This window comes from Xanthomonas sp. DAR 35659 (assembly GCF_041242975.1).
In the GTDB taxonomy this organism is placed as follows: Bacteria; Pseudomonadota; Gammaproteobacteria; order Xanthomonadales; family Xanthomonadaceae; genus Xanthomonas_A; species Xanthomonas_A medicagonis.
This window is the reverse complement of record NZ_CP162488.1, coordinates 4,956,967-4,981,756: the sequence shown is the minus strand read 5'-3', so window position 1 is coordinate 4,981,756 and position 24,790 is coordinate 4,956,967. Positions and strand designations below refer to the sequence as shown.

Here is a 24,790-nt window from a genome sequence, read left to right as displayed (position 1 = left end):
ACGGAAAGCCTTATGCCTCAGGACTGGAACACGCTCGCCGACAATCGCCGGCAACGTCTGCAGCGCGCCGAAGGGTTGGCGCGCGGGCGTCTGGTGGAGGCCAAGGACGCGGTGGCGCTGCTGGAGGCGGTGATCGAGCCCGGCGACCGCGTGTGCGTGGAGGGCAACAACCAGAAACAGGCCGATTTCCTGTCGCAGTGCCTGACCGAGGTCGATCCGGCGCGGGTGCATGGGCTGCACCTGCTGCAGTCGGTACTGGCGCTGCCGTCGCACCTGGACGTGTTCGAACGCGGCATCGCGCAGCGCCTGGACTTCTCCTTTTCCGGGCCGCAGGCATTGCGCCTGGCGCGGCTGGTCGCCGACAAGCGCATCGAGATCGGCGCGATCCACACCTACCTGGAACTGTTCGGCCGCTACTTCGTCGATCTGACCCCGCGCGTGGCGCTGGTCGCCGCGCAGGCCGCCGATCGCCACGGCAATCTCTACACCGGGCCGAACACCGAGGACACGCCGGTGATCGCCGAGGCCACCGCGTTCAAGGGCGGCATCGTCATCGCCCAGGTCAACGAGATCGTGGACACGCTGCCGCGCGTGGACATCCCCGCCGACTGGATCGGCTACGTGGTGCAGGCGCCGCGCCCGCACTACATCGAACCGCTGTTCACCCGCGACCCGGCGCAGATCTCCGAGATCCAGGTGCTGATGGCGATGATGGCGATCAAGGGCATCTACGCCGAGTACGGCGTGGACCGGCTCAACCACGGCATCGGCTTCGACACCGCAGCGATCGAACTGCTGCTGCCGACCTATGCCGAGTCGCTCGGCCTGCGCGGCAAGATCTGCCGGCATTGGGCGCTGAATCCGCATCCGGCGCTGATCCCGGCGATCGAGTCGGGCTTCGTCAAATCGGTGCATTCGTTCGGCTCGGAGCTCGGCATGGAGAAGTACATTGCCGCGCGCGCCGACGTGTTCTTCGCCGGCCCCGACGGTTCGATGCGTTCCAATCGCGCGTTCTCGCAGACCGCCGGCCTGTACGCCTGCGACATGTTCATCGGCTCCACGCTGCAGATAGATCTGCAGGGCAACAGTTCCACCGCCACCCGCGACCGCATCGCCGGCTTCGGCGGCGCGCCGAACATGGGCTCGGATGCGCGCGGCCGCCGCCACGGCAGCGCCGCCTGGCTCAAGGCCGGACGCGAAGCCGCGCGCCCCGGCGAGATGCCGCGCGGGCGCAAGCTGGTGGTGCAGATGGTGGAGACCTTCCGCGAACACATGGCGCCGGCCTTCGTCGATCGGCTCGATGCCTGGGAGCTGGCCGAGCGCGCCGACATGCCGCTGCCGCCGGTGATGATCTACGGCGACGACGTCAGCCATGTGCTGACCGAGGAAGGCATCGCCAACCTGCTGCTGTGCCGCACGCCGGAGGAGCGCGAACAGGCGATCCGCGGCGTGGCCGGCTACACCGCGGTGGGCCTGGGCCGCGACAGGCGCATGGTCGAGAACCTGCGCGACCGCGGCGTGATCCGCCGCCCCGACGACCTCGGCATCCGCCTGCGCGACGCCAGTCGCGACCTGCTGGCCGCGCGTAGCGTCAAGGACCTGGTGCGCTGGTCCGGCGGCCTGTACGCGCCGCCGCAACGTTTCCGCAACTGGTAAGGGATGTCGATGGAAACCCTCCGCTATCGCTACGACGGGCGCCTGGCGCCAAACGGCCGGCTCGACCATGTGCTGGTCGGAGTGGTGTCTTCCGGCAACCTGGAAGTGCTGATCGAACCGCAGGACCTGGGCGGGGCGATGCAGATCGAGATCGTCACCGCCGCCGACGGCTTCGGGGGGATCTGGCAGGCGGTGCTGGACGACTTCGCCGCCCGCCATCCGCTGCGCGACGTGCGGATTTCGATCAACGACGTCGGCGCTACGCCGGCGGTGGTCGGACTGCGCCTGGATCAGGCGGTGGAAGCCTTGCAGGAGGATGCGTGATGCGTCGAGTCCGTACATCTGCAATCGCCGCGCTCTCTGTAGGAGCGGCTTCAGCCGCGACGAACGCAGCTGAAATCTCGCCGGTGCCGGACACTGTCGCGGCTGAAGCCGCTCCTACAGGGAGCATCGTCCTTGTTCGAGGCGTTGCGAGAGCGTCTGCGGCAGCCCGCGCTTCGTTCGTCGCGACTGAAGCCGCTCCCACAAGGCAGCACATGCGTGAGAGGAACCTTGTGGGACGGGCTTCGGCCCCGACGCGATCCTCCGGCAGCGCCTGGATGGCCGCGATCCAGACGCAAGCGATGCACGATGGTCCCGCGCGGCCCATTCGGGGAGTCATCCCCCCACACCGGAGCTGCGCATGAGCGCGATCCCGAACAACCGTCGTCCGCGCAGCTTCTACGAGGCCGACGCGCGTGAGCGCATCGCCGGCGTGCTCGACCCCGGCTCGTTCCGCGAATTCGTCGGCCCGCGCCAACGCGCGATGAGTCCGCACCTGACGCAACTGGACCAGCCCGGCGCCTTCGACGACGGCATCGTGGTCGGCGAAGGCCGGCTCGACGGGCGCACCGTGCTGATCGCCGCACAGCAAGGCCAGTTCATGGGCGGCGCGGTCGGCGAGGTGCACGGCGCCAAGCTCACCGGACTGTTGCGCCGCGCCGCGGCAACCAGGCCGGCGGCGGTGCTGCTGCTGCCCGACACCGGCGGTGTGCGCCTGCACGAGGCCAACGCCGGGTTGATCGCGATCTCCGAGATCATGCGCGCCACCCTCGACGCGCGCGCTGCCGGCGTGCCGGTACTGGCGCTGATCGGCAGCGGCAACGGCTGCTTCGGCGGCATGGGCATCGTCAGCCGCTGCTGCACGCGCATCGTCATGTCCGAAGAAGGGCGCCTGGGCCTTTCGGGACCGGAAGTGATCGAGACGGTGCGTGGCGTGGAGGAATTCGACGCGCGCGATCGCGCTCTGGTGTGGCGCGTCACCGGCGGCAAGCATCGCTATCTGCTCGGCGAGGCGCAGGCGCTGGTCGCCGACGCCATCGACGCGTTCCGCGCCGCGGCGATCGCCGCGCTGGCGACCGCGCCCGCGGCCGAAGACGACGCCGGCCTGGAACGTATCGCCGCCGAGCACGCGGCGCTGCGTCGGCGCCTGCAGGCCTACGGCGATTGCCGCGACGGCACGGAAATCTGGAGTCGCCAGGGCATCGCCGACCCGGACGCGTTGCCGCTGCTGGACACCGCCGCCTTCCTGGCGGCCGTCGCCGACCGGAGGACGCCGTGATGGACCTGATCCCCTTGCTGGAGAAGCTGTTCCCGCTCGGCCACCAGGTCGAGGTGCGCGACGGCGTGATCGGCGGCAGCGCCAGCACCGCGCTGGGCGAGGTCACCGTGATCGGCAGCGCGGACAAGCTGGAAGTGGGTGTGGAGCACGCGCTGGCGCTGGCGGCGGCGGTGCTGGACAGCACCCGCGCGCATCCGCGGCGGCCGATCGTGATGCTGGTCGATACCGCCGGGCAACGGCCGTCGCGCAAGGACGAACTGCTCGGCATCAATGGCTACTTCGGCCACCTGGCGCAATGCCTGGACCTGGCGCGGCGGCGTGGCGCGCGCTTGCTGACGCTGGTCTACGGCGAATCGGTCAGCGGCGGCTTCCTCGCCTTCGGGCTGATGGCCGACGCGATCTACGCGCTGCCCGACGCGCAGGTGCGGGTGATGGACCTGCGTGCGATGGCGCGGGTCACCAAGCAACCGCTGGAGAAGCTGCAGGCGTTGAGCCAGCACTCGCCGGTGTTCGCGCCGGGCGTGGAGAACTACGTGGCGATGGGCGCGGTGCAGGCGCTGTGGGAGGGCGACCTGGCGCAGGCGCTGGTCGCGGCGCTACAGGCGCCGCTGCACGGCGATGAGCGCGCGCAACGCGGCGCCGAGCGCAACGGCCGCCTGCTCGCCGCGCCGATCGCCGCGCAGGTGGCGGCCGGCCATGCATGAGCCGCTCGCCCGGCACGATCTGGTGTGGCTGGCGGCCGATGCGCCGTGGCAGGCGCACACGCCGGGCGCGCAGGCGCGGCTGCATGCCTGGTTCGCGGCCGGGCATCCAGCGATCGTCGCGCGCGGCGATCACCACGACGACGCGCAGCGACTGCGCCTGGGCGTCCCGCTGCCGCCGGCCGAGGGCAAGCAGCGGCTGTCGCTGTCGGTCGAGCGCGCGGCGGTGACGCGTTGGCGCGCGCCACCGACGTTGGACGAGGTCTGCGCGCAGGTGCGGGACGTCTCCGATTGGCAGACGCCGTTGATCGCGTTGCAGGCGCTGGCCGCTGGCCATGGCCTGGCGCCGCGCGTGTTCGGCGCCTTCGCCTGGCAGGCGCTGACCGGGCTGCCTTATGTTCGGGTGGGTTCGGACATCGACCTGCTGTGGCGGGTGCCGTCGCCGGCGCAGGCGGCGGCGTTGTTCGCCGACCTGGCGCACTGGGAGCAGCGTCATGGCCAGCGTGCCGATGGCGAGGTGCTGCTGCCCGGTGGCAGCGCGGTGAGCTGGCGCGAACTGGCCGGCAGCAGCGCGCAACTGCTGGTCAAGGCGCGGCACGACTGCCGGCTGCAACCGCGCGCGGACGTGCTGCAGGCATGGGGAGCGGCGTGATGGAAGTGCAGGCGCTGCGCGGTGTGGAAGGCAACGACTTCCCGGCGGGGATCGCATCGTCCGCAACGCGCATGGCGTTCGCAGCACAAGCGGCTTTGGGCGCAATGCGTACAGCGTCCATTTTTCCGATGCCGGAACCCGTCGGGACTGAAGTCCCTCCCACAGCGCACATGGCCAGCGCTCCGCGCCCCCCTGTAGGAGCGGCTTCAGCCGCGACGAACGAAGCACAGATCGTCCAGGTCCCGAAAGCAATCGGCGCCGAAGCTCAATCAACAGCCCACATCTCCAACGCGACGCCAGCGCCGTCGCCCCAGGCGAACGCCGCCGGTGGCAACCCCGGCAGCACCTCCCACGCACATCGCCTCGGCCGCCTCGCCGTCGCCAGCCTGCACGCCGAGCTGGCCTGCGCGCACAAGCCCGGCCTGGTCACACCGTTCGACCGCGGCAGCCACGAGGACATGGACGCGGGCACGTTCATGCGCAGCCTGTTCGCCTTGCGCGGCTACTTCGTCGCGATCGCCGCCGCCGGTGCTGCCGACGCGCCCTTCGCCACGTTGCGCCAGCTCGGCATCGACGCCGAGCGCGCGATGCTGCGCGCCACCTGCGGCATCAACACCCATCGCGGCGCGATCTTCAGCCTCGGTCTGCTTGTCGCCGCGGCTGCGCGTCTGCGTTCCGGCGCCACCACGCCACCCACCGGCGAGGCGGTCTGCGCCGCGGTGGCCACGTGGCGCGATGCGCTGCTGGACGCGCCGCTGGACCCGCACAGCCATGGCCAGCGCATGCGCCGCCTGCACGGCGTGGCCGGCGTGCGCGAGCAGGCCGCCGCGGGCTTCCCGCTGTTGCGCGAGGTGGCGCTGCCGGCCCTGCGCGGCGCCCGGCGCGATGGCCTCGGGCACGACGCGGCCATGGCCCAAACCCTGCTGCACTTGATCGCGCATACCGACGACCTCAACCTGCTGCACCGCGGCGGCCGCGACGGCCTGCGTTTCGCGCAGCGCCGCGCACACGCCTTCCTGGCGGCCGGCGGCGTGCGCCAGCCCGACTGGCGCCCGCAACTCGTCCGCCTGGGCACGGCCTTCGTCGCGCGCAGGTTGAGTCCGGGCGGCAGCGCCGACCTGCTCGCCTGCGCCTGGTTCCTGCAGCGCCAGGAGCAGCCATGAGCCTGGCCCTGCTATGCCCGGGGCAGGGCGCGCAACATCCGGCGATGTTCGACTACGTCGCCGGTGTCCCCGCGGCCGAGGCGGTGCTGGCCGCCGCGGCGCAGACGCTCGGTGCCGATCCGCGCGCGCTGGCCGGCACCGATGCGCGCTACGACAACGCGGTCGCGCAGCCGCTGGTCTGCGCCGCGGCGCTGGCCAATGCCGCGGCGGTGCTGCCGCAGTTGCCGCCGCCGGCGCTATTGCTCGGCTACAGCATCGGCGAACTGGCCGCGCACGCCCTGGGTGGTGGTCTGCAGGCCTCCACCTGCCTGGCGTTGGCGGTGCGGCGTGCGCAGCGCATGGATGCCGCCAGCCGCGACGGCGATGGCCTGATCGCCGTGCAGGGCCTGTTGCGCGACGCCGTCGAGGCCCTGTGCGCGCAGACCGGCCTGCATGTGGCGATCGTCAACGGCGACGACCATCTGATTCTCGGCGGCCATGCCGACGCGCTGGCGCAGGGCGAGCGGCAGGCGCGCGCGCAGCACGCGCGGGTCACGCGCCTGCCGGTGGCGGTGGCGGCGCATACGCCCTTGCTGGCGGAGGCGGCACGCGGCTTCGCCGACGATCTGCGCGCCGCGGCGTTGGCCGCACCGCGTCGCACGGTGTTGGCCGGCATCGACGGGCGCCGCATCGGCGACCGCGACGAGGCCATCGCCGCCTTGGCGGCGCAGCTGGCGACGACGCTGGATTGGGCCGGCACGCTGCGCCAGGCCGCCGAGCGCGGCGCACGTGTGTTCCTGGAACTGGGTCCGGGCGCGGCATTGGCGCGCATGGCGCGCGCGCTGCTGCCGGACTGCCAGGCGCGCTCGGTGGAGGAGTTCGGCAGCCTCGCCGCCGCGGCGGCGTGGGTGCGGCAGGCGCAGCAACGCATGGAGTGAGGCCGGCGCGGCGATGGGAGCCGCCGCGCCGGCGCCAGGCAATCGGCGATCGACCCAGGATGGCGGGTGGCCATTCGCGGCAGTGGTACGGATCAGCAAGCTCGGGAGGGCGCATGAGTCCACAAATCGCGACGATCATCGGCTTGATCGTCATGTTCATCGTGGCCACGGCGTTGCCGGTCAACATGGGCGCGGTCGCGTTCGCGTTGGCCTTCATCGTCGGTGGCCTGTGGGTCGGCATGGATGGGAAGGAGGTCCTGGCCGGGTTCCCGGGCGACCTGTTCCTGACCCTGGTCGGCATCACCTACCTGTTCGCGATCGCGCGCAACAACGGCACCATCGACCTGCTGGTGCATTGGGCGGTGCGCGCGGTGCGCGGCAAGATCGTGGCGATTCCGTGGGTGATGTTCGTGGTCACCGCGGTGCTGACCGCGTTCGGCGCGCTCGGCCCGGCGGCGGTGGCGATCATCGGCCCGGTCGCGCTGCGCTTCGCCAAGCAGTACAGGATCAATCCGTTGCTGATGGGCCTGCTGGTGATCCACGGCGCGCAGGCCGGCGGGTTCTCGCCGATCAGCGTGTACGGCGGCATCACCAACAAGGTGGTGGAGAAGGCCGGGCTGGACGTGACCGAGATGGCGGTGTTCCTGACCAGCCTCGGCTTCAACCTGCTGATGGCGCTGATCTGCTTCTTCGCCTTCGGCGGCCTGGCGTTGCTGCGGCGCGGCCAGGTGCCGTCGCTGGCCAGCGCCGAGTACGTGCCGGTCGGCGACGTGTCCTCGCATCGCCAGTTCGCGATCGAGGGCCACGGCGCGCTGCTGTCCGCCGGCGGCGGCACGCTGTCGACCGATCCGGTGGCGCTGGAGGCGGTGAGCCTCAACCGCGACCGCGTGCTGACCCTGTTCGGCCTGCTCGGCCTGGGCATCGCTTCGCTGATCTACAACCTCAACGTCGGCCTGGTGTCGATGACCGTGGCGGTGGTGCTGGCGCTGCTGTCGCCGAAGGCGCAGAAGGGCGCGGTGGACGGCATCAGCTGGTCCACGGTGCTGCTGATCAGCGGCGTGGTCACCTACGTGGCGGTGCTGGAGAAGGGCGGGGCGGTGGACTACATCGGCAACGGCGTGTCCAGCATCGGCATCCCGCTGCTGGGTGCGCTGCTGGTGTGCTACGTCGGCGGTATCGTGTCCGCGTTCGCCTCCTCGGCGGCGGTGCTGGGCGCGACCATCCCGCTGGCGGTGCCGTTCCTGCTGCAGGGCCATCTCGGCGCGGCCGGGGTGATCTGCGCACTGGCGATCTCCTCCACCGTGGTCGACGTGAGCCCGTTCTCGACCAACGGCGCGCTGGTGGTGGCCTCGGCGGCCCCGGACGAGCGCGAAGCGCTGTACAAGCGCTTCCTGATCTACAGCGGCTTGGTGGTCCTGTTCGGCCCGCTGCTGGCGTGGTTGCTGCTGGTGGTGCCGGGATGGCTTTGAGCTGGGAATGGGGATTCGGGAATCGGGAATGGGTTTAAGCGGTTCCCGCGTGCGGATGCTCTGAGCCGGGAATGGGGAGCCGGGAATCGGGAATGGGGTAAGCGGTCCTGCGAGCGGACGCTCCACCGGTTCTCTCTCTGCAGCATCGGCCCTTCGGGGCCGATGCTGTTTGGAACGCTAAGGAATGCCGATTCGATCGCGCAGACCCGCTCTTACGATTCCCCATTCCCCATTCCCAACTCCCGGCCCCTAGGCAATGGCGCCGGCACATTCAACTTGCCGCCCGCGGCCACGTACAGCGCCAGGGCGTTGCCCTGGCTCTGCAGGTGGCGGTTCATGGTGCGCTCGGCGCCTTCGGCGTCGCCGCGGCGGAAGCAGTCCATCAGTTCGCGGTGTTCGGACAACGATTGCTGCATGCGTCCCGGCGCCAGCAGTTGCCGGCCGCGGTGCATCTTGAGGATGCGGTGCAGGTCGTGGGTGACGCGGATCAGCCACGGATTGCCGGCGAATTCCTGCACCGATTCGTGGATAAGGTAGTTCTGCCGGTAGTACTCGGCCAGGTCGCCCTCGTCGGCGGCCTGCTCCATGCGCGCGTGCAGCGTTTCCAGGCGCGCCAGGCCGGCGGCGTCGACCTTGCGCACGGCTTCGTAGGCGCAGCGGCCTTCCAGCAGCGCCATCACCGGGAACAGTTCGTTGAGGTCCTCCAGGGTCAGCCGGGTCACGCGCGCGCCGCGGCCGGGCTCGATCTGCACCAGGCCCTCGGCGGCGAGCAGCTTCAGGCTCTCGCGCAGCGGCGTGCGGCTGATGCCCAGTTCGGCGACCAGCGCCGGTTCGTCGATCCACTCGCCCGGCGGCAGCACGTACTCGTAGATCTTCTGCCGCAGCCGCTCGGCCACGTCTTCGTACAGCGCCACGCGCTTGCGCGGCGTGCGGGTGTCGGGCGCGAGGGTCATCGGCGGATCGCAATGCTCTGGAGCCGGTCTCGGCGATGCCGTCATTCTAGCGGCCGCCGCGACACGCCGCCGCGGCGTGCCCGTGTCGCCGTCATTTTCCCCGCTTTTTGTCCGGCCATTGCGCCAGCGCCGATGCGGCGGCGGTCTTGCTGTCCTTTCCGGTGCGCCCGTCCTTGAGCACCTTGGAGGCGGCGTTGCCGGCCTTGGCGCCGGTTTTCTCGTTGTTCGCCATGTGCGGTCTCCGCGATGCCGCGGTTGCGGCACGCCTGGCGTGCGCCTGGCCGCGTCAACGCCGCGTCACGGAACGGCGTGGCGATTCACGCGGGTTTGCATGCGGCCTGGGCAAGGTGGACGCTGGCAAACCAGGAGTACCCCATGACCCCGAGGTCCATCACGCCCCGGCTTTCGCTTCTCGCGGCGCTGGCCGCCGTCGCACTGAGCGGCTGCGGCAAGCCGGGCGACCAGAGTTCGCGCACCGCACCCGCCACCTCGCCCGCGCCGACCGCGGCACCGGTCGGCGGCGAAAGCGGGCGTGCCCCGATCGCCGACGACGCCTCGGCCAAGGCGATGCTGCAGGTGCTGGAAGGCAATGCGGTGGCGTTGTCGCAGCAGGCACTGTCGCGCAACGTCAGCGCCAGCGTCGCCGATTTCGCCCGCGAGGTGGTCGCCGCGCATCAGGGCGCCACGGTGGCGCACGCCGGCAAGGGCGGTGCCGGCGAAGAGGACAAGATCGCCGCGCAGGTGGCCAAGGGCCAGGCGCAGTTGCAGGCCCTGGCGCAGGAAAAGGACGATTCGGCCTACATGAACAGCTACATCGCGACCATGGTGCGCAGCTATTCCGACGCGCTGGCGGTGATCGACGCCGAACTGGTGCCGGCGGCGCAACAGGAGGCGACCAAGCAGGAACTGCAGCAGGCGCGCAAGCGCATCGCCGAACAGCTCGAACGCGCGCAGGCGCTGGCCTCGGCGCGCTACTAGGCCAGCGCGCGCGCCGCCGGATCGCGGCCGCGGCGCGGTGAAACTCTCACCGCGCCGGCGGCAACGTGGCGTACAGCTGCGCCAGTTCGCGCACGCGCGCGTCGAACACCGCCATCGCCTGTTGCATCAGTTCCTGCGGCGTCACCGGATGGCCGAAGAACGTGCCGAGCAGGGCGTCCGGCGGCGCGGCGAAGCCGTCGCTGAGCAGCGTGCGGTAGCGCGACGGGAAATCCGGCGAGCCGGCGCTGGCCTGGTCGTACAGGCTGCTCGCCAACAGGCCGGCGTACAGGTAGTTCACCAGGTACAGCGGATCCTGGTACAGCAGTCGCTTGCCCATCCAGGCATGCCGGTTTTGCGGGTAGCGCGCCTGCCAGTCGCCGTACTGGCCCCAGATGCGCGCGGTCAGCGCGTCGAAGTCGTCGGCGTTGTGCAAGGTGTCGGCGGCCACGCCGTCGTAGATCGACTGCTCCAGTTCGGTCTCCTCGGCCGAGGTGAAGATCTGGAACGCCAGATCGTCGATCAGCGCCTGCAGGTAGTAGGCCTTGGCGCGCGGATCGGTGCTGCTGCGGTACAGGTGGTCGTACAGCAGCATCTCGTTGAGGATCGCGTAGCTCTCGAACAGCCAGCTCGGCCCATTGCGGTAGAACGGCGACAGGCCGCGCTCGCTCATCAGTTGCTGGTGGACGGCATGGCCGCCTTCGTGGATGAGCACGCGCGGCCCCTCGATCGACGTGGGATAGCGGCCGACGAACAGACCGGACGGCACGCCCGCGGCGCTGAGCGAAAAGCCGTCGTCGACGCGATGGCCTTGCGCGCCGTCGACATCGAAGCGGCGCTGCGCCGGATCGAGCAGGGCGCGCAACTGCGCGACGTAGTCGCCGCCCAGCGGCTGCACCGCGGCGATCGCCGCCGCGCGCCCCTGCGCCAGCGTGAACTGCGGCACGGCGAAGCCGGGTTCCGACAGCTTCATGTCCCACGGCGCGGCGCTGTCGAGGTGCTGCACGGCCTGCACATGCGCGGCGCGCATGCGCTGGTACTGGAGGTAATGCGCGGCGCCGGCCTTGACCACGGCCAGCGTGCGCGCGACATCGGCGCGGTCGAACCCGCGGCCGAAGTAGGCGGCATCGGGCGCGCTGGCGAAGTGGCGCAGCTGCGCGGTCGCGGCGGTCAGGCGCAACCTGCCCAGCAACAGCGCCGCGTACACCTCGCCCTGCGCCGCGTAACCGTCCCAGCGTCGCTCCCAGGCCGCCTGGCGCACGCTGCGTTGCGGGTCGCCGGCGAGCAGGTCGGCATCGCGGTTGGCGTCGCGTTCGCCGCTGGCCGTGGCGATCCTGAGCGGCGGCGTGCTGCGCCGGAGCTGCTGGTACACGGCCCAATCGCTGGACGCGGCCGGGTCGGCCAGCGCATCGACGAGCGCGGCCTGATCGGCGGGCAGTTCGTGCGGTTGCCGGCGCTGCGCCTGTTGCAGTAGGTAGGCGTAGCGCGACGCCGCCGCCGTGCCCGGCACGCCTTGCCGGGCGATGCCGCGCAGGCTCGCATCGACCGCGCGGCGCAGCCGTCCGATGGCATTGTCGGTGTCGCTTTGCGCGGCTTCGCTGGCGCTGTCGTCGAGGTCGCGCGCGGCCAGCAGGTGCAGGTAGGCGTCGTGGCGGCGGCCGCGCTCGAGCAGCGCGGCGGCTTGGGCCATGTAGGCATCCAACTGCGCGATGGACGGCGCCGGCTGCGCGGCGAAGGCGTCGATCGCCGCGATCAGGGAGGCGCGCTGCGTACGCTCGATATGCGGCGTGGCGAAGTACGCGGTTTCGTCGATGCGCGCCGACAGGGGCGCCGGCGCGGCGGGCGCGGCGTTCGCCACGGTGGCGATGCTGCCGAGCAGCACGGAGAGGCTGATGATGCAGGCGATGCGCATGGCAGTGGGCGGCGGTCCGGAGCGGCCACTGTACGGCCGGCGACCGCCGCGCGCTTGCGCGCCAGCAGCGTTCTTGCACGCTCGTTGCGTGGCGACATGGCGATCGGCGATGAACCGCCCCCCGGCGCTTGTCGGCCGCCCAGGTCGGCGAGCGCTACCCAGCCGGGCTGCGGGCCGTAGCGTATCCAGGTGCGGGCAGCCATGCGCGTGAGTCCAAACCCACAAGCGCCACGGGAGCGGCATCGCCCTTGTTCCGGCCGCCGCCGCCCGACGTTGCCGCTGTCACCCGGCAACGCGCGTGACGGTGCCGGAAGCGCGCTCAGCCGCTGCCTTCGGTCACCGTCCCCGGCCGTTCCTCGCGCCCATCCGGATGGCGCGCGAAACGCTGCGGGTCGCGCCCGTGCACCGGCGCCGCGTCCTGCCACGGCCAGCCGCCGAACTGGGTGCGGCGGTAGTCGGTCATGGCCTGGGCGATCTCGGCCTGGGTGTTCATCACGAACGGCCCGTATTGCGCCACCGGTTCGGCGATCGGTCGGCCCTGCAGCACCAGGAATTCGCTGGCCTGCGTATCGCCGTTGACCAGTTCGACCGCCTGGTCGGCGCGCAACTCGATGGCGGCGTGCTGGGCGATGTCGCGGCCACCGACGGTCACCGCCGCGCCCTTGAAGAAGTACAGGCTGCGGCGCGTGCCGCGGCCTTGCGCCGCCGGCAGCGTCCAGCGCGCGCCGGGCGCCATGCGGATGGTCCAGATGGCCACGTCGGCGTCGTCCTGCGCGGCCCACGAATCCGGCGGCGGCGCGAGCGGGCCGCCCGGGGTGCCGGGTGCGCCCGCGACGGGGCCGATGCGGCCGGCCACGCAGGCGACCTCGGTGCCGCGGCCGGCGGCGTCGGTGGCGGTGAAGCGCGGCAGGTTCTCGGCCCAGAACATGGTGAAGTGCGGCGCCACCAGCTTGTTGCGCGCCGGCAGGTTGAGCCAGATCTGGAACAGTTCGAGCCGGTTCGGCGCCTGCGCGTCGAGCAGCGGGAACATCTCCGAATGCACGATGCCGGCACCGGCGGTCACCCATTGCACGTCGCCGGCGCCGAAGCGCGCCGCCGCGCCCAGCGAGTCGGCGTGGTCGATCAGGCCCTGGCGCACGATGGTCACGGTCTCGAAGCCGCGGTGCGGGTGGCCGGGAAAGCCCGGCACCTCCTCGCCGTGATACATGCTCCAGCCGTCCTTGCGGCTGAAGTCCTGGCCGAGGTCGCGGTCGTCCAGCGGCACCGCCGGCCCCATCGCGTCGTTGCCGGCGGGATAGGCGTCGTCGTGGTGGACGCAGAACAGGAACGGGTCGATCGTGGCCCACGGAAAGCCGAGCGGCTTGATCTGGACGATGGGGTCGGTCATGGAAGCTCCTCGTTGCGGCGCCGGCCAAGGATGGATGCGGCATCCCAGAAGGATGGGGCAGGGGCGTGGGAAAGGAAGGCCGGTGCGGAGGACATCCTGTCCCGCACGCGGAACGCCGCCGATCGGCGCGGTGTCGACGCGGCATCGGCGCGAGCGCGGCGCAGGCGCGGCGGCATCGCCCCGGGGGTCGGCGTGGCGTCCGTGCGAGTGCGGCTTTCGAGTCTCTTGCCGGCCTGCTGCCGGCCATCTCCCGGCTGCGACGACGACCGCAGGGGCGCGCTGGATCGCCGTCGTGGCGGCAGGCGTTTGCGGAACCGTCGTACGCGCCCCGGATCGATGCTCCCCCTCGAATCGCCGTGGCGGCGCTACCGGCTGCCATCCCGGTAGCGCGAGGGCGTCACCCCGTAGGCGGCCTTGAACGAGCGCGAGAAATGCGCGGCGCTGCCGTAGCCGCAGGCCAGGGCGATCTCCAGCAACGGGTGTCGTGAGCCGCGCAGCAACGCGGCGGCGCGATCGGCCTGCGCGCGTCGCCGGTAGTCGCCGGGCGTGCAGCCGTAGCAGGCGCGGAAGGCGCGCGCCAGGTGCGCCGGATGCCGCTGCGCGATCCGCGCCAGTTCGGCCAGGTCGAGGTCGGCGGGCGCCTCGTCCAGGCATTGGCGCACGCGGCGCAGCCAGGGCGGGGCGCTGTTCGGCCCGCCATCGGCCTGGCCGCGGCCCAGGCTCGCCAGCAGTTCCAGCGCCAGGCCTTCGCGCACCAGCGCCGAATAGGCATCGTCGGTCGCCTGCTCCAGGCGCAGTTGCCGGCCGATGCGCAGGGCCTGCGCCGAACCGCGCAGATGCGGCGCCTGCGCCAGCGCCACGCCGCGCTCGCGCAGGTAGTCCAGCCACTGCGGCGGCGGCGCCAGCAACAGCTTGAACGCCCCGTCGGCGCCGAAGCGCTGGCTGTGCTCGGTCTGCGCGGGGCAGAACAACAGATCGCCCACGCCGTGGAAGCGGCGGCGGCCCAGGGTCGATTCCTCGTAGCCGCCGGCCAGCACCAGGCACAGCCATGGGTCATCGTGCGCATGGCCGGGCATGGTCGCGCCGGCGGCGTAGCGCTGCAGGCGCAGCGGCAGCGGAGTGGCGAGCATGCGGCGTTGCTTCCCTGGCGAGGCTGTCTGCGATCCTACGCGCCTGTCGCCGCGGCCGGTACCAGGGTGCCGCTGACGCCAGCGCCCGTCGCGCGCATCGGCCGATACAGGCAGGACCGGCTTCAGGTGCGCGGGACCCGCCGGTGAAGCCGACCGCGGCCCGCCATCGCTTCACCATCCGTCTGCGCTTGTGGCGTTGACGCGTCGCGCGTGGCGCAGGGACGCCCAGCGTCGTGATCTGGAAGAGGGGTCGGTCATGTAGCGGTCCTTCGCGCGAACGCCGCCGAGAGGGAGGCGGCGACCTTCCGTCCCGCAAGGAAAACGCTGGATGCGCCACCTCGGCTTCCCTGGTCACGGCGCGGCGACGCGCACCTGAATGCCGGCTGGAGCGCAATCCGCTATCCGCGCCTGCGTTGCCGGCGCGTCACTGGACTGTCATCTGCCGTGACCAGCATCGCAGGCCCTTCGACCCTGCGAGCGTCTGGTGCGTCCCGAACCCTTGCCGGCCCTGTCGCGGCTGTTCCTGCAATGGCGACCGTCGCTGAGCCGCTACTTCCTGCGTCGCCGCGCCGCGGCATGGGACGCCGAGGACCTGGTGCAGGAAGTGTGGCTGCGCCTGCAGCGCAGCGAGGCGCACGCGCCGGAGATCGCCAATCCGGAGGCCTACCTGTTCACCATCGCCGCCAACCTGATGCGCGAGCACGCGCTGCTCAACCAGCGCAGCACGCAGCGCGACACCTGCCTGGACGACGTGCTGGAGCGGCTGGCGGTGCCGTGCGACGCGGATGCGCACGTGCACCGCGCGCAACGCCGGCAGCGCCTGGCCGAACTGATGGCGCGGCTGCCTCCGAAATGCCGCGCGGCGATGGTGCTGCGCTATCGCGACGAACTCGGCTACCAGGACATCGCCGAGCGGTTGCAGATCTCCAGCCACATGGTCAAGAAATACATCATCAAGGGCCTGGCGGTGTGCCGGCAGGGCATGGCGCGCTATGCGTGAATCGCCGATCGCCGCGGCGGCCGCGACCTGGTATCTGGCGCACCGCGAAGCGCCGCTGGCGCCGCTGCAGCAGGCCGAGTTCCTGGCCTGGCTGCGGCAATCGCCCGCGCACGTGGCCGAATACCTGGCCGTCGCGCACCTGCACCAGGACCTGCGGTCCGCGGCGCAATCGCAGCAGGCCAGCAGCGACGAACTGTGTGCGCATGCGCGCCGCAGCGGCGCGGTGGTGGTGCCGTTGCGGCCCGAGTTCGGGCAGGCGAGGCCACCGCGACCGCAGGCGGCGCCGGCGCCACGCCAGCGCCAGCACCGCCGGCGCTGGGCGTTCGGCCTGGCCGCCGTGCTGGCGTTGTCGGCGATCGGCGTGACCGCGCATCTGGCGGCGCCGGACCCGGTCGCGGTGACGGTCTACGCCGCCGGCGACGATGCCGGGCGCGAGGTGGCGCTGGCCGACGGCAGCGTGGTGCGCCTGGACCGCGGCAGCGCCATCGCCGTGCGCTACGGCACACAGCGCCGCGATATCGCACTGCTGCGCGGCAAGGCGCTGTTCGACCTCGGCCACGATCCGGCACGGCCGCTGCGGGTCAGCGTCGGCGCACTGGTGCTGCGCGATATCGGCACCGTGTTCGGCGTCGACCAGCACGATGGCGCCACCCGCGTCACCGTGCTGCAGGGACGCGTGCACGTGCTGCGCGGCGCGCATCCGTGGTGGCGGCGCAGCGTGCTGCCCAGCGAAGGCGCGCAGTTGGCGGACCTGGGCGGCGGCCAGCAGGCGCGGCTGGACGCGCGCGGGCGGCTGCTGGACATGGACGCGCATGCCGACATCGCCGGCGCCACCGCCTGGCTACCGGCCCAGGTCGGCGTGCGCGACCGCAGCGTGGGCGAGGTGGCGCGGCTGTTCAACGCCTACACCACGCGGCCGTTGCGCATCGCCGACCCGGCATTGGCCGCGCGCCGCATCAGCGGCGTATTCCACCTGCGCGATCCGGATGCCTTCGTCGCCTACCTGGGCAGCCTGCCGAACGTGCAGGTGCAGCGCGACGCGCAGGCGGTGACGATCCGCAGCGCGCCGGGGCCGCTGTAAGAAAAAATTCATGCAAATACCGGTAGCCGCGCGGCGCTGTGCGGCCGTCCTAGGTAGGCATGGCCGTCGTGCAGGACGCGCACGGCCGCCTCCCTCTCCCCTCCGGTAACACGTCCCATGCGCACCACGCTCGTCGTTTCCATCGCCCTGCTGCTCGGCAGCACCGCCTCGTTGCCGGCCTGGTCGGCCCCCCTCGCCGCCTCGGCGCCGGCGATCGCGCCGATGCCGTTGGACCAGGCGCTGGAGCGGTTCGCCCGCAACAGCGGCCTGCAACTGATGTACGACCCGGCACTGGCGGCCGGGCAACGCAGCAACGGCGCGCCGGCCGGCCTGGTGCCGGCGCAGCAGCTGCAGAAACTGCTGGCCGGCACCAGCCTGGAGTACCGCATGCCGACGCCGGGCACGGTCAGCATCGTGCGCAGCGCCGTGGCCGCGCCCCGCAACGCCGCCGCGCCACGCGCGGCGCACGCCGCCGCCACGCCGGCCAACGACCCGGGCGACCGCGACGACGGCCCGCGCGAACTGGCGCCGATCAACGTCACCGCCAACAGCGTCGACACGTTGGCGCCCAGCGCCGCGCCGCTGGAGGCGAGCCAGCCGACCTCGGTGATCGACGAACGCTTCATCCGCGACGGCCTGCGCCTGAACGCGAACTACGACGACATCATCAAGTACGCGCCGAGCGTGGTCACCACCTCGCCGGAAGGCCCCGGCCTTGGCAAGAACGAAGGCATCAGCATCCGCGGCTTCCAGGACGGCCAGTTCAACATCACCTTCGACGGCATCCCGTTCGGCGACGCCAGCGACCTGCACCACACCACGTCGGCGTACTTCAACAACCATGTGCTCGGCCAGGCCGAGATCGACCGCGGCCCCGGCGGCGGCGCCACCATCGGCAACGCCACCTTCGGCGGCACGCTGGCGCTGCGCACGCGCAACCCCAGCACGGTGGACGGCGTCACCGTCTACGCCACCGGCGGCAGCTGGGACACCTGATCCACCGGGGTCAGCGCCGACGAGCACATCGGCAATACCCGCGTGTTCGCCGACCTGTCCAGGGAAGCCAGCGACACCTACCTGAAAGGCACCGACGACCGCCGCGAGCACGCCTTCGTCAAGACCGTCACCGAGTTGGGCGAGGCGACCACGCTGACCTTCGTCAGCAGCTACAACCAGGAACACCAGAACACCGTGCAGGGCGCCACCCGCGCGCAACTCGCGCAGCACGGCTGGCGCTACGGCCTGGGCGACGATCCGATCCTGCAGAACTACACCGGCTACAACAGCGCCGCGTACTACTCCAGCTTCAGCTACCTGGGCCTGAGCACGCGCCTGGGCGACTGGGACATCGACAACAAGGTCTACTACAACAGCTTCGACCACACCGCCGCCAAGAGCAGCATCCCCACCAGCGAGAGCGCCGCCGACAACGGCGTGACCTTCTACTCCAGCACCGGCAAGAAGCTGTCCAAGGCGGCCATCGACGTGCCCGGCAAACTGTCGGACAACGATTACCACGCCTTCGGCGACGTGTTGCGGCTGGCGCGCGATCTGGGCCCGGGCCAGGTGCAGACCGGCGTGTGGGTGGAACGCAACCTGGACGAACGCAATCAGCTGCCGGTGGACATGAGCACCGGCGCGGCCAGCGGCACCAAGTACGGGTATCCGTACAACTACCAGTTGCGGGACCGCACCGACACGCTGCAGCCGTACGCGCAGTACGACTGGAAACTGAGCGATACGCTGACCCTCAGCCCCGGCGTGCGCTATTCGCGGGTGGAGCGCCAGCTCGACGCGCAGCTCAACAAGAGCACGCCGCCGGCGCCGTCCCACGCCAGCGCCAGCTACGACGCGACGCTGCCGTCGCTGAGCCTGCACGACGCCTTCAGCGAGCACTGGAGCGGCTACCTGCAGGCCGCGCGCGGCTTCCTGGCGCCGCCGATCGACGTGATCGAACTCAACGGCAGCCGCGGCCTGCAGCCGGAGCTGACCAGCAACTACCAGCTCGGCACCAGCTACGCCGCGCGCGGCCTGACCTTCGGCGCCGACGTCTACTACATCGATTTCAGCAACTACATCAGCCAGACCCTGGTCGCCACCGACAGCGGCACCGAGAGCGCCTACGTCAACGGCGGCGGTGCGGTGTACCGCGGCGCCGAGGCCGAAGCCACCTACGCGCTGACGCCGACGCTGAGCCTGTACGCCAATGCCAGCTACAACGAAGCGACCTACAAGCGCAGCACTACCCAGGTCGCCGGTACCCCGCGCGTGACCGGCGCGTTGGGCGTGCTGTACAACAGCGGCACCGGCTACTTCGGCTCGTTGATGGAAAAGGTGGTCGGCGCGCAGTACGGCGTGGACAACACGACCGACGCCAGCGGCGCCACCGTGTTCGGCAACGACCAGCGCCTGGGCGGCTATGCCAGCCTGGATGCGGCGCTGGGCTATCGCAGCACGCATGGCCCCTACGGGTTGAAGGGCTATTCGATCAGCATGGACGTCAACAACCTGCTCGATCGGCACGCCTTGATCGGCTATGCCGGCACGCGCGCTTCCGACAATCAACCGCTGTACTTCGGCCTGGCCGGACGCGGCGTGTTCCTCGACCTGTCGCTGAAGTTCTGAGGCCGGGGTCATGCGCGTCTCCATCGAAGCGCCCGTCACCGCCACGCGTGCGCGGCGCCACCTGTATTGCCTGGCGGCGCTGTTGCTGCTGACCGCGGCGGCATTGCCGGCCATGGCCGCGGCACGCAGCCGCGCAAGCCCACCAGCGCAAGTGCGCCTGACCATCGTGGTGATGCGCCACGGGGTGCGCGCGCCGACCCAGGATCCACAGGCGCTGGTCAAGTACGCGGCGCAGCCATGGCCGCAATGGCCGGTGGCGCCGGGCATGCTCACCGCGCACGGCGCGGCGGGGATGCAGGCGCTGGGCGCGCGCTACCGGCAGCGCTGGCTGGCCGAGGGTGTGCTGGCGCCGGACTGCGCGGCCGCGCAGATGGTGGTGATCGCCGACAGCACGCCGCGCAACCACGCCAGCGCCGCGGCGTTCGGCGAAGGCCTGCAGCCCGGCTGCGGCGCCCACTACCTGGCGCTGCCGACCGAACAGAACAATCCGTTGTTCCACTACGCGGCGGGCAAGGACAAGAGCGCGAACGAGGACAAGGACGACGATGCGGTGGCTGCGCCGCTGCATCCGAATGCGGCCACGCGGACACGCTTGCGCGCGCTGCAGCGGGTCCTGTCCGGATGCAGCGGCGCTGCCTGCGCCGCGCAGGCGCCTGGCCAGGACACCCCGCGCGTGGACGATCCGCGGCGGCTGGACGATCCCGCGCAGGCGGCCAAGCTGCTGAAGACCGCCGGCAGCCTGGCCGAGAATCTGATGCTGGAGTACGCGCAGGGCCTGCCGCCGGCGCAGGTGGCGTGGGGCCGTGCCGATGCGGCGTCCCTGCAGCGGCTGATCGGCCTGCACAACGCCTCCTTCGCGTACAGCAAGCGCGCGCTGCCGGCCGCGCGCGCGGGCGGTTCCAATCTGCTCGCGCACCTGCTGGCGACGCTGCAGGCCGCGGCCGGGCAGCCGCCAGCGGTGGCGCCGTTGGCGCCGGTGGACGCGCGCGCGCTGGTGCTGCTCGGTCACGACACCAATCTGGCGCACCTCGCCGGCCTGTTCGGCATCGACCCTGCCGTGCCCGGCCAGCCGGACGCGTATCCGCCCGGTGGGGCGCTGGTGCTGGACCTGGTGCGGCAGGACGGCCAGGACTTCCTGGACCTGCGCAGCGTGGTGCCGACCCTGCGGGCGCTGCGTGCGAATCGCTTCGCTGGGCGTGGCCTGCGCGAGCGGCGCTGGCCCTTGCCCGGATGCGGTGGGCGCCTGCGCTGTCCGTTGGCGATCGCGTTGCCGGCGCTGCAGGCGCGTCTGGATCCGCAGCGGGTTCAGGCCGAGCTGCCGCCACTGAGCGCATGGCCGGCGCAGGCGGCACCGCAGCGCGATTAGCCAGCGCTTGCGGTCGGCGGCCGGGCAAGTGTTGTGTAGGGCGCCGTCGTGTTCGGGTGCGGTGATCGATGTTCCCGGGCATGCCCGTCGCGGCTGAAGCCGCTCCCACAACGTTCAGCACGCTGCGCATGGCATGCGGCTCGCGAAAGACGGGCTGGGATGGGCGGTTGCCATGTTCCATGCCGATGCGCGGTGGGGGCTTCGGCGGCGACCGGACCTTTCGGATGGTGCCTGTCGCGGCTGAAGCCGCTCCTACAAAGTGCGGGGCTGCGATGGTCAAGCGATTCGTTGTCGATGCGCTGTAGGAGCGGCTTCAGCCGCGACAGGGCGTCCCCGACGATGTCCGTCGCGACCGAAGCCGCCTCGCCAAATTCCCTGGGGCCGCTTGCTGCGGAAACCGCCATCCGCCGTCACGGACCCCTTCGCGCGAAAGGTCGATCATCGCCACTCCCCCACCGCGCCGGACGCCTGCACGCGCCGCGCGCTCCTGCCAGGACCCCGCCATGTCCCCGACCTATGCCGCCACGCTGCCCGAGACGATGACCGCGATCGAGATCCGCCAGCCCGGTGCGCCGGAGGTGTTGGTGCCGGTGCGCGTGCCGCTGCCGCGTCCGGGGCGCGGCGAACTGCTGGTGCGGGTGGCCGCGGCCGGCGTCAACCGCCCCGACGTGATGCAGCGCCAGGGCAGCTATCCGCCGCCGCCGGGCGCCTCGCCGCTGCCGGGGCTGGAGTTCGCCGGCGAGGTGGTCGGCCTGGGCGAGGGCGTGGAGCGCTATCGCCTGGGCGACCAGGTCTGCGCGCTGGTCGCCGGTGGCGGCTATGCCGAGTACGCGGTGGTGCATGAGCGCAACGCGCTGCCGGTGCCGCAGGCGCTGAGCCTGGCCGAGGCCGCGGCGCTGCCGGAAACCTTCTTCACCGTGTGGACCAACGTCTTCCAGCGCGGCCGCCTGCAGTCCGGCGAGACCCTGCTGGTGCACGGCGGCACCTCCGGCATCGGCAGCGTCGCCACGCTGCTGGGGCGGGCCTTCGGGGCGCGGGTGATCAGCACCGTCGGCTCGGCCGACAAGCGCGCAGCCAGCCTGGCGCTGGGCGCGGAAGCGGCCATCCTCTACCGCGAGGAGGACTTCGTCGCCGAGACGATGCGCCTGACCGAGGGCCGCGGCGCCGACGTGATCGTGGACCTGATCGGCGGCGACTACCTGGCGCGCAACTACCAGGCCGCGGCGCTGGACGGGCGCATCGTGCAGATCGGCATCCAGCAGGGCAAGGTGCGCGAGCTGGACCTGATGCCGCTGCTGGCCAAGCGCCTGACCCACACCGGCTCGACCCTGCGCCCGCGCTCGGTGACGGAAAAGGCGGCGATCGCGCGCGAGCTGGAGCAGCAGGTGTGGCCGCTGCTGGCGCAGGGCCGGATCAAGCCGCAGCTGGACCGCTGCTTCCCGCTGGCCGAGGCGGCGCAGGCGCACGCGCTGATGGAGTCCAGCGCGCACATCGGCAAGATCGTGTTGCTGGCCGAGCCAGGGGCGGCGGCCACCGCCCCCCTGTAGGAGCGGCTTCGGCCGCGACACCCACCTCCCGGCCACGCATCACCCCGGTGCCGCGCTGGCCCCATTCAAGCCCCACGCCGTATATTGCGCCGCACGCGCGGTGGTCCGCGCTCCACCGCCGGTCCTCCGCGTGCGCCTGTCTTCCCGTTTCGCCGTGCTGCCGTTGCTGCGCTGTGCGCTGCTGTCGTTGTTCCTGTGCCTGAGCGCGGCCGCGGCCGCGCAGCCGCAGGACGAACCGCCGCCGCCGGACCCGCAGGCCTTGCTGGAAGGCGCCGAGCAGACGCTGAAGACGGCGCGGCGCGGACTGGACGATGCGGCCGAGGACCAGACGGCGCTGCGCGAGCTGCTCGGCAAGGTCACCGATGCGCAGCGCGACGCCGAGGCCGCGGCGGCGGCGCTGGCGCCGCAGATGGCGCAGGTCCAGGCGCGGTTGACGGAGTTGGGCCAGGCCGTCCCCGGCGAGGCCTCCGACATCGGCGCGCAGCGCAAGGACCTGGCCAAGCAGCACACCAGCCTGGATTCGGACATCAAGCGCGGCAAGTTGCTGGCACTGGAGGCCAAGCAGCTCGGCGAGCAGATCGAGAGCGTGCAGGCCGAGCACTTCAGCCAGGAGCTGTCGCTGCGCTCGGCTTCGCCGCTGTCGCCGTCGCTGTGGCGGCAGATCGCCAGCGATTTCCCCGCCGATCGCGATCGCCTGCTGGCCCTGTCCCGGCTCTGCGCGCAGGCGCTGGACGAGGCGGTCGCCGAGAACGGCGCCGGCGCGCTCGGCGTCGGCGTGGTCATCGCGTTCGTGCTGCTGTTCCCGTTGCGCTACCTGCTGCGCTGGCTGGGCAAGCGCTATGCGGTGTCGCGCGCGCCGGGCAGTCGCCTGCGCCGTTCCGGGCTGGCGCTGTGGTTCCTGCTGCTGGGCACGTTGACCCCGGGCCTGGCCGCGCTGGTGCTGGCCGAGACCCTGCGCGGCATCGGCGCGGTGCCGGCGGCGCTGGAGACCGCGCTGCACGGCTTCGTGGTGTACAGCTTCGCCGCCGCGTTCATGGGCTCGCTGGGCGCCAGCGTGCTGCTGCCGAACCAGCCCTCGTGGCGGCTGTTCCCGATCGACGACGCCACCGCGCGGCGCCTGCGCAAGTACACCTGGGCCACCGCGACGCTGGCCTGGCTGAGCAGCATGCTGCTGGTGATCAACCGCGCCAGCCAGACCAGCGAGTCGGCGACCGTGGCCGCCGACGGCCTGATCGCGCTGGCCTACGCGGCGCTGATCCTGGCGATCCTGACCAGCCTGTCGCGGCTGCGCCGGCGCCAGTACGCCGAGGCGGCGGCGCAGGCGCTGGCCGACGCGCAGCCGCCGCCGCCGGGGCCGCACGGCGGCGTGCTGGCGCTGGTCGGGGTGCTGGTGCGGGTGGTGGTGGTGGTGGCGCTGCTGGCCGCGCTGCTGGGGTATATCCACCTGGGCCTGTTCATTACCCGGCAGATCATCTGGATCACCATGATCGTCGGCGCGGTGCGCCTGCTGATGACCTTCGCCGACGACTTCGCGCTGTGGCTGTTCGCCAGCGAAGGCCGCATCGGCCGCGCCGCCAACGGCGCGTTCGGGGTGCGCTCGAGCAGCCTGGAGCAGGCCGGCGTGCTGACCTCGGCGCTGCTGCGGGTGCTGTTGCTGCTGATCGGCATCGGCGCGTTGCTGATCCCGTTCGGCACCAACGTGTCGGTCGTCTCGGACTGGTTCTCGCTGCTGTCCAACGGCATCCGCCTCAGCGACAAGGTGGTGCTGCACCCGGGCGAGATCGTGCGCGCGGTGCTGGTGCTGTTGCTGGGCCTGGGCGTGATGCAGTACCTGCATCGCTGGCTGACCCAGACCTATCTGCCCAAGACCGAACTGGACGACGGTTCGCGCAACTCGATCAGCACCGTGGCGCGGTACGTCGGCATCATCCTGGCCGCGTTGTGGGCGCTGACCGCGCTGGGCATCGGCCTGGAGCGGATCGCGCTGGTGGTCAGCGCGCTGTCGGTGGGCATCGGCTTCGGCCTGCAGGCGATCACCCAGAACTTCGTGTCCGGCCTGATCCTGCTGGCCGAGCGCCCGGTCAAGATTGGCGACTGGGTCAAGATCGGCGACCAGGAAGGCGACGTGCGCAAGATCAGCGTGCGCTCGACCGAGATCCAGGTCGGCGACCGCTCCACCCTGATCGTGCCCAACTCCGAACTGATCACCAAGACCCTGCGCAACATGACCCTGGCTGGGCCGCTGGGGCGGGTGCAGATCCAGTTCGCGGTGTCGCTGGGCACCGACGTGACCAAGCTGCGCGCGCTGCTGCTGGAGCTGTATGCCGCGCATCCGGGCGTGCTGCAGGATCCGGCGCCGTCGGTGTTCATCGACTCCATCGCCAGCGGACACGTCACCCTCAACAGCTTCGCCTATGTCGCCAGCCCGCGGCTCGCCTACGGCACCCGCAGCGACCTGTTCTTCAGCCTGCTGCAGCGGCTGGCCGAGGAAGGCATCGCGCTGGAGTCGCCGCAGGAAGTGCGGCTGCTGCGCAAGGAGGCGTGAGGTCGCGGCGCACGATCGCGATGGCCGGGTCGTGGGGCAGTGCGTTCAAGCAGGGCGGCGGGAGGCGCGTATGCGGTGAGACATCACGTCCGATTCGCCGAGTTGGACGAA

At 71.5% G+C, this 24,790-nt stretch carries 21 protein-coding genes; 16 read left to right on the top strand and 5 right to left on the bottom strand.

The annotated features are described in order from the left end of the window. Positions 1-12: 12 nt before the first annotated feature. From mdcA to AB3X07_RS21140, 8 genes are all read left to right on the top strand, one after another. The gene (gene mdcA / locus AB3X07_RS21175; protein ID WP_369940988.1) at positions 13-1,656 is read left to right on the top strand and encodes a malonate decarboxylase subunit alpha; all 1,644 of its coding nucleotides are present in this window, start codon (positions 13-15) and stop codon (positions 1,654-1,656) included. 9 nt (positions 1,657-1,665) lie between these two features. Continuing rightward, positions 1,666-1,980, top strand: a complete 315-nt coding sequence (mdcC, locus tag AB3X07_RS21170) for a malonate decarboxylase acyl carrier protein (protein ID WP_369940985.1) — start codon at positions 1,666-1,668, stop codon at positions 1,978-1,980. Between the two features lie 358 nt (positions 1,981-2,338). Beyond that, positions 2,339-3,256, top strand: a complete 918-nt coding sequence (locus AB3X07_RS21165; RefSeq protein ID WP_369940983.1) for a biotin-independent malonate decarboxylase subunit beta — start codon at positions 2,339-2,341, stop codon at positions 3,254-3,256. Then, a complete protein-coding gene (gene mdcE, locus AB3X07_RS21160; protein WP_369940981.1) occupies positions 3,256-3,960 on the top strand; it encodes a biotin-independent malonate decarboxylase subunit gamma in 705 nt (234 codons plus the stop codon). Before AB3X07_RS21165 ends, mdcE begins: the two co-directional genes overlap by 1 nt. Next, the gene (gene mdcG / locus AB3X07_RS21155; RefSeq protein ID WP_369940980.1) at positions 3,953-4,609 is read left to right on the top strand and encodes a malonate decarboxylase holo-[acyl-carrier-protein] synthase; all 657 of its coding nucleotides are present in this window, start codon (positions 3,953-3,955) and stop codon (positions 4,607-4,609) included. Before mdcE ends, mdcG begins: the two co-directional genes overlap by 8 nt. A gap of 281 nt (positions 4,610-4,890) precedes the next feature. Then, the gene (gene mdcB, locus AB3X07_RS21150; protein WP_369944834.1) at positions 4,891-5,772 is read left to right on the top strand and encodes a triphosphoribosyl-dephospho-CoA synthase MdcB; all 882 of its coding nucleotides are present in this window, start codon (positions 4,891-4,893) and stop codon (positions 5,770-5,772) included. Continuing rightward, positions 5,769-6,689 carry an acyltransferase domain-containing protein gene (locus tag AB3X07_RS21145; RefSeq protein ID WP_369940978.1) on the top strand — a complete coding sequence of 307 codons (921 nt, stop codon included), beginning with the start codon at positions 5,769-5,771 and terminating at the stop codon, positions 6,687-6,689. The genes mdcB and AB3X07_RS21145 overlap by 4 nt, the downstream gene beginning before the upstream one ends. 113 nt (positions 6,690-6,802) lie before the next feature. After that, a complete protein-coding gene (locus AB3X07_RS21140; protein ID WP_369940976.1) occupies positions 6,803-8,158 on the top strand; it encodes an SLC13 family permease in 1,356 nt (451 codons plus the stop codon). Positions 8,159-8,370: 212 nt separating this feature from the next. On the opposite strand, the gene AB3X07_RS21135 is transcribed toward AB3X07_RS21140, so the two are convergent. Continuing rightward, the gene (locus AB3X07_RS21135) at positions 8,371-9,111 is read right to left on the bottom strand and encodes a GntR family transcriptional regulator (protein ID WP_369940974.1); all 741 of its coding nucleotides are present in this window, start codon (positions 9,109-9,111) and stop codon (positions 8,371-8,373) included. A 91-nt stretch (positions 9,112-9,202) separates the two neighbouring features. Beyond that, on the bottom strand, positions 9,203-9,343 hold the full coding sequence (locus AB3X07_RS21130) for a hypothetical protein (protein ID WP_369940972.1): 141 nt from the start codon (positions 9,341-9,343) through the stop codon (positions 9,203-9,205). Between the two features lie 143 nt (positions 9,344-9,486). Between AB3X07_RS21130 and AB3X07_RS21125 the strand changes: the two genes are divergently transcribed. Next, positions 9,487-10,089 (top strand): DUF4142 domain-containing protein, encoded by a 603-nt coding sequence (locus tag AB3X07_RS21125; protein ID WP_369940970.1) that lies wholly within the window; start codon positions 9,487-9,489, stop codon positions 10,087-10,089. A 46-nt stretch (positions 10,090-10,135) separates the two neighbouring features. Here AB3X07_RS21125 and AB3X07_RS21120 read toward each other — a convergent pair whose 3' ends face one another. The 3 genes from AB3X07_RS21120 to AB3X07_RS21110 form a co-directional block, all read right to left on the bottom strand. Beyond that, positions 10,136-11,998: a M3 family metallopeptidase gene (locus AB3X07_RS21120; RefSeq protein WP_369940969.1), complete on the bottom strand. Its 1,863-nt coding sequence runs from the start codon at positions 11,996-11,998 to the stop codon at positions 10,136-10,138. A 319-nt stretch (positions 11,999-12,317) separates the two neighbouring features. Continuing rightward, positions 12,318-13,385 (bottom strand): pirin family protein, encoded by a 1,068-nt coding sequence (locus AB3X07_RS21115; protein ID WP_369940967.1) that lies wholly within the window; start codon positions 13,383-13,385, stop codon positions 12,318-12,320. A gap of 365 nt (positions 13,386-13,750) precedes the next feature. Then, positions 13,751-14,515: a helix-turn-helix transcriptional regulator gene (locus AB3X07_RS21110; protein WP_369940966.1), complete on the bottom strand. Its 765-nt coding sequence runs from the start codon at positions 14,513-14,515 to the stop codon at positions 13,751-13,753. 484 nt (positions 14,516-14,999) lie between these two features. Here AB3X07_RS21110 and AB3X07_RS21105 point away from each other — a divergent pair, with 484 nt between their 5' ends. From AB3X07_RS21105 to AB3X07_RS21075, 7 genes are all read left to right on the top strand, one after another. Beyond that, a complete protein-coding gene (locus AB3X07_RS21105; protein ID WP_369940964.1) occupies positions 15,000-15,515 on the top strand; it encodes an RNA polymerase sigma factor in 516 nt (171 codons plus the stop codon). Then, positions 15,508-16,596, top strand: coding sequence for a FecR family protein (locus AB3X07_RS21100; RefSeq protein WP_369940963.1), 1,089 nt, complete (start codon positions 15,508-15,510; stop codon positions 16,594-16,596). The genes AB3X07_RS21105 and AB3X07_RS21100 overlap by 8 nt, the downstream gene beginning before the upstream one ends. A gap of 117 nt (positions 16,597-16,713) precedes the next feature. Further along, positions 16,714-17,592: a TonB-dependent receptor plug domain-containing protein gene (locus tag AB3X07_RS21095; RefSeq protein ID WP_369940961.1), complete on the top strand. Its 879-nt coding sequence runs from the start codon at positions 16,714-16,716 to the stop codon at positions 17,590-17,592. Between the two features lie 42 nt (positions 17,593-17,634). Then, positions 17,635-19,221 (top strand): TonB-dependent receptor domain-containing protein, encoded by a 1,587-nt coding sequence (locus tag AB3X07_RS21090; protein WP_369940959.1) that lies wholly within the window; start codon positions 17,635-17,637, stop codon positions 19,219-19,221. A gap of 10 nt (positions 19,222-19,231) precedes the next feature. Continuing rightward, a complete protein-coding gene (locus AB3X07_RS21085; RefSeq protein ID WP_369940957.1) occupies positions 19,232-20,587 on the top strand; it encodes a histidine-type phosphatase in 1,356 nt (451 codons plus the stop codon). A 503-nt stretch (positions 20,588-21,090) separates the two neighbouring features. Next, the gene (locus tag AB3X07_RS21080; protein ID WP_369940956.1) at positions 21,091-22,134 is read left to right on the top strand and encodes an NAD(P)H-quinone oxidoreductase; all 1,044 of its coding nucleotides are present in this window, start codon (positions 21,091-21,093) and stop codon (positions 22,132-22,134) included. A 166-nt stretch (positions 22,135-22,300) separates the two neighbouring features. Continuing rightward, on the top strand, positions 22,301-24,679 hold the full coding sequence (locus tag AB3X07_RS21075; protein WP_369944833.1) for a DUF3772 domain-containing protein: 2,379 nt from the start codon (positions 22,301-22,303) through the stop codon (positions 24,677-24,679). Positions 24,680-24,790: the final 111 nt, after the last annotated feature.

Bases quoted from the DNA above. Each gene is read 5' to 3' on its own strand.
- mdcA (WP_369940988.1), top strand. From the start codon at position 13: ATGCCTCAGGACTGGAACACGCTCGCCGACAATCGCCGGCAACGTCTG.
- mdcC (WP_369940985.1), top strand. From the start codon at position 1,666: ATGGAAACCCTCCGCTATCGCTACGACGGGCGCCTGGCGCCAAACGGC.
- AB3X07_RS21165 (WP_369940983.1), top strand. From the start codon at position 2,339: ATGAGCGCGATCCCGAACAACCGTCGTCCGCGCAGCTTCTACGAGGCC.
- mdcE (WP_369940981.1), top strand. From the start codon at position 3,256: ATGGACCTGATCCCCTTGCTGGAGAAGCTGTTCCCGCTCGGCCACCAG.
- mdcG (WP_369940980.1), top strand. From the start codon at position 3,953: ATGCATGAGCCGCTCGCCCGGCACGATCTGGTGTGGCTGGCGGCCGAT.
- AB3X07_RS21145 (WP_369940978.1), top strand. From the start codon at position 5,769: ATGAGCCTGGCCCTGCTATGCCCGGGGCAGGGCGCGCAACATCCGGCG.
- AB3X07_RS21140 (WP_369940976.1), top strand. From the start codon at position 6,803: ATGAGTCCACAAATCGCGACGATCATCGGCTTGATCGTCATGTTCATC.
- AB3X07_RS21135 (WP_369940974.1), bottom strand. From the start codon at position 9,111: ATGACCCTCGCGCCCGACACCCGCACGCCGCGCAAGCGCGTGGCGCTG.
- AB3X07_RS21130 (WP_369940972.1), bottom strand. From the start codon at position 9,343: ATGGCGAACAACGAGAAAACCGGCGCCAAGGCCGGCAACGCCGCCTCC.
- AB3X07_RS21125 (WP_369940970.1), top strand. From the start codon at position 9,487: ATGACCCCGAGGTCCATCACGCCCCGGCTTTCGCTTCTCGCGGCGCTG.
- AB3X07_RS21120 (WP_369940969.1), bottom strand. From the start codon at position 11,998: ATGCGCATCGCCTGCATCATCAGCCTCTCCGTGCTGCTCGGCAGCATC.
- AB3X07_RS21115 (WP_369940967.1), bottom strand. From the start codon at position 13,385: ATGACCGACCCCATCGTCCAGATCAAGCCGCTCGGCTTTCCGTGGGCC.
- AB3X07_RS21110 (WP_369940966.1), bottom strand. From the start codon at position 14,515: ATGCTCGCCACTCCGCTGCCGCTGCGCCTGCAGCGCTACGCCGCCGGC.
- AB3X07_RS21100 (WP_369940963.1), top strand. From the start codon at position 15,508: ATGCGTGAATCGCCGATCGCCGCGGCGGCCGCGACCTGGTATCTGGCG.
- AB3X07_RS21095 (WP_369940961.1), top strand. From the start codon at position 16,714: ATGCGCACCACGCTCGTCGTTTCCATCGCCCTGCTGCTCGGCAGCACC.
- AB3X07_RS21085 (WP_369940957.1), top strand. From the start codon at position 19,232: ATGCGCGTCTCCATCGAAGCGCCCGTCACCGCCACGCGTGCGCGGCGC.
- AB3X07_RS21080 (WP_369940956.1), top strand. From the start codon at position 21,091: ATGTCCCCGACCTATGCCGCCACGCTGCCCGAGACGATGACCGCGATC.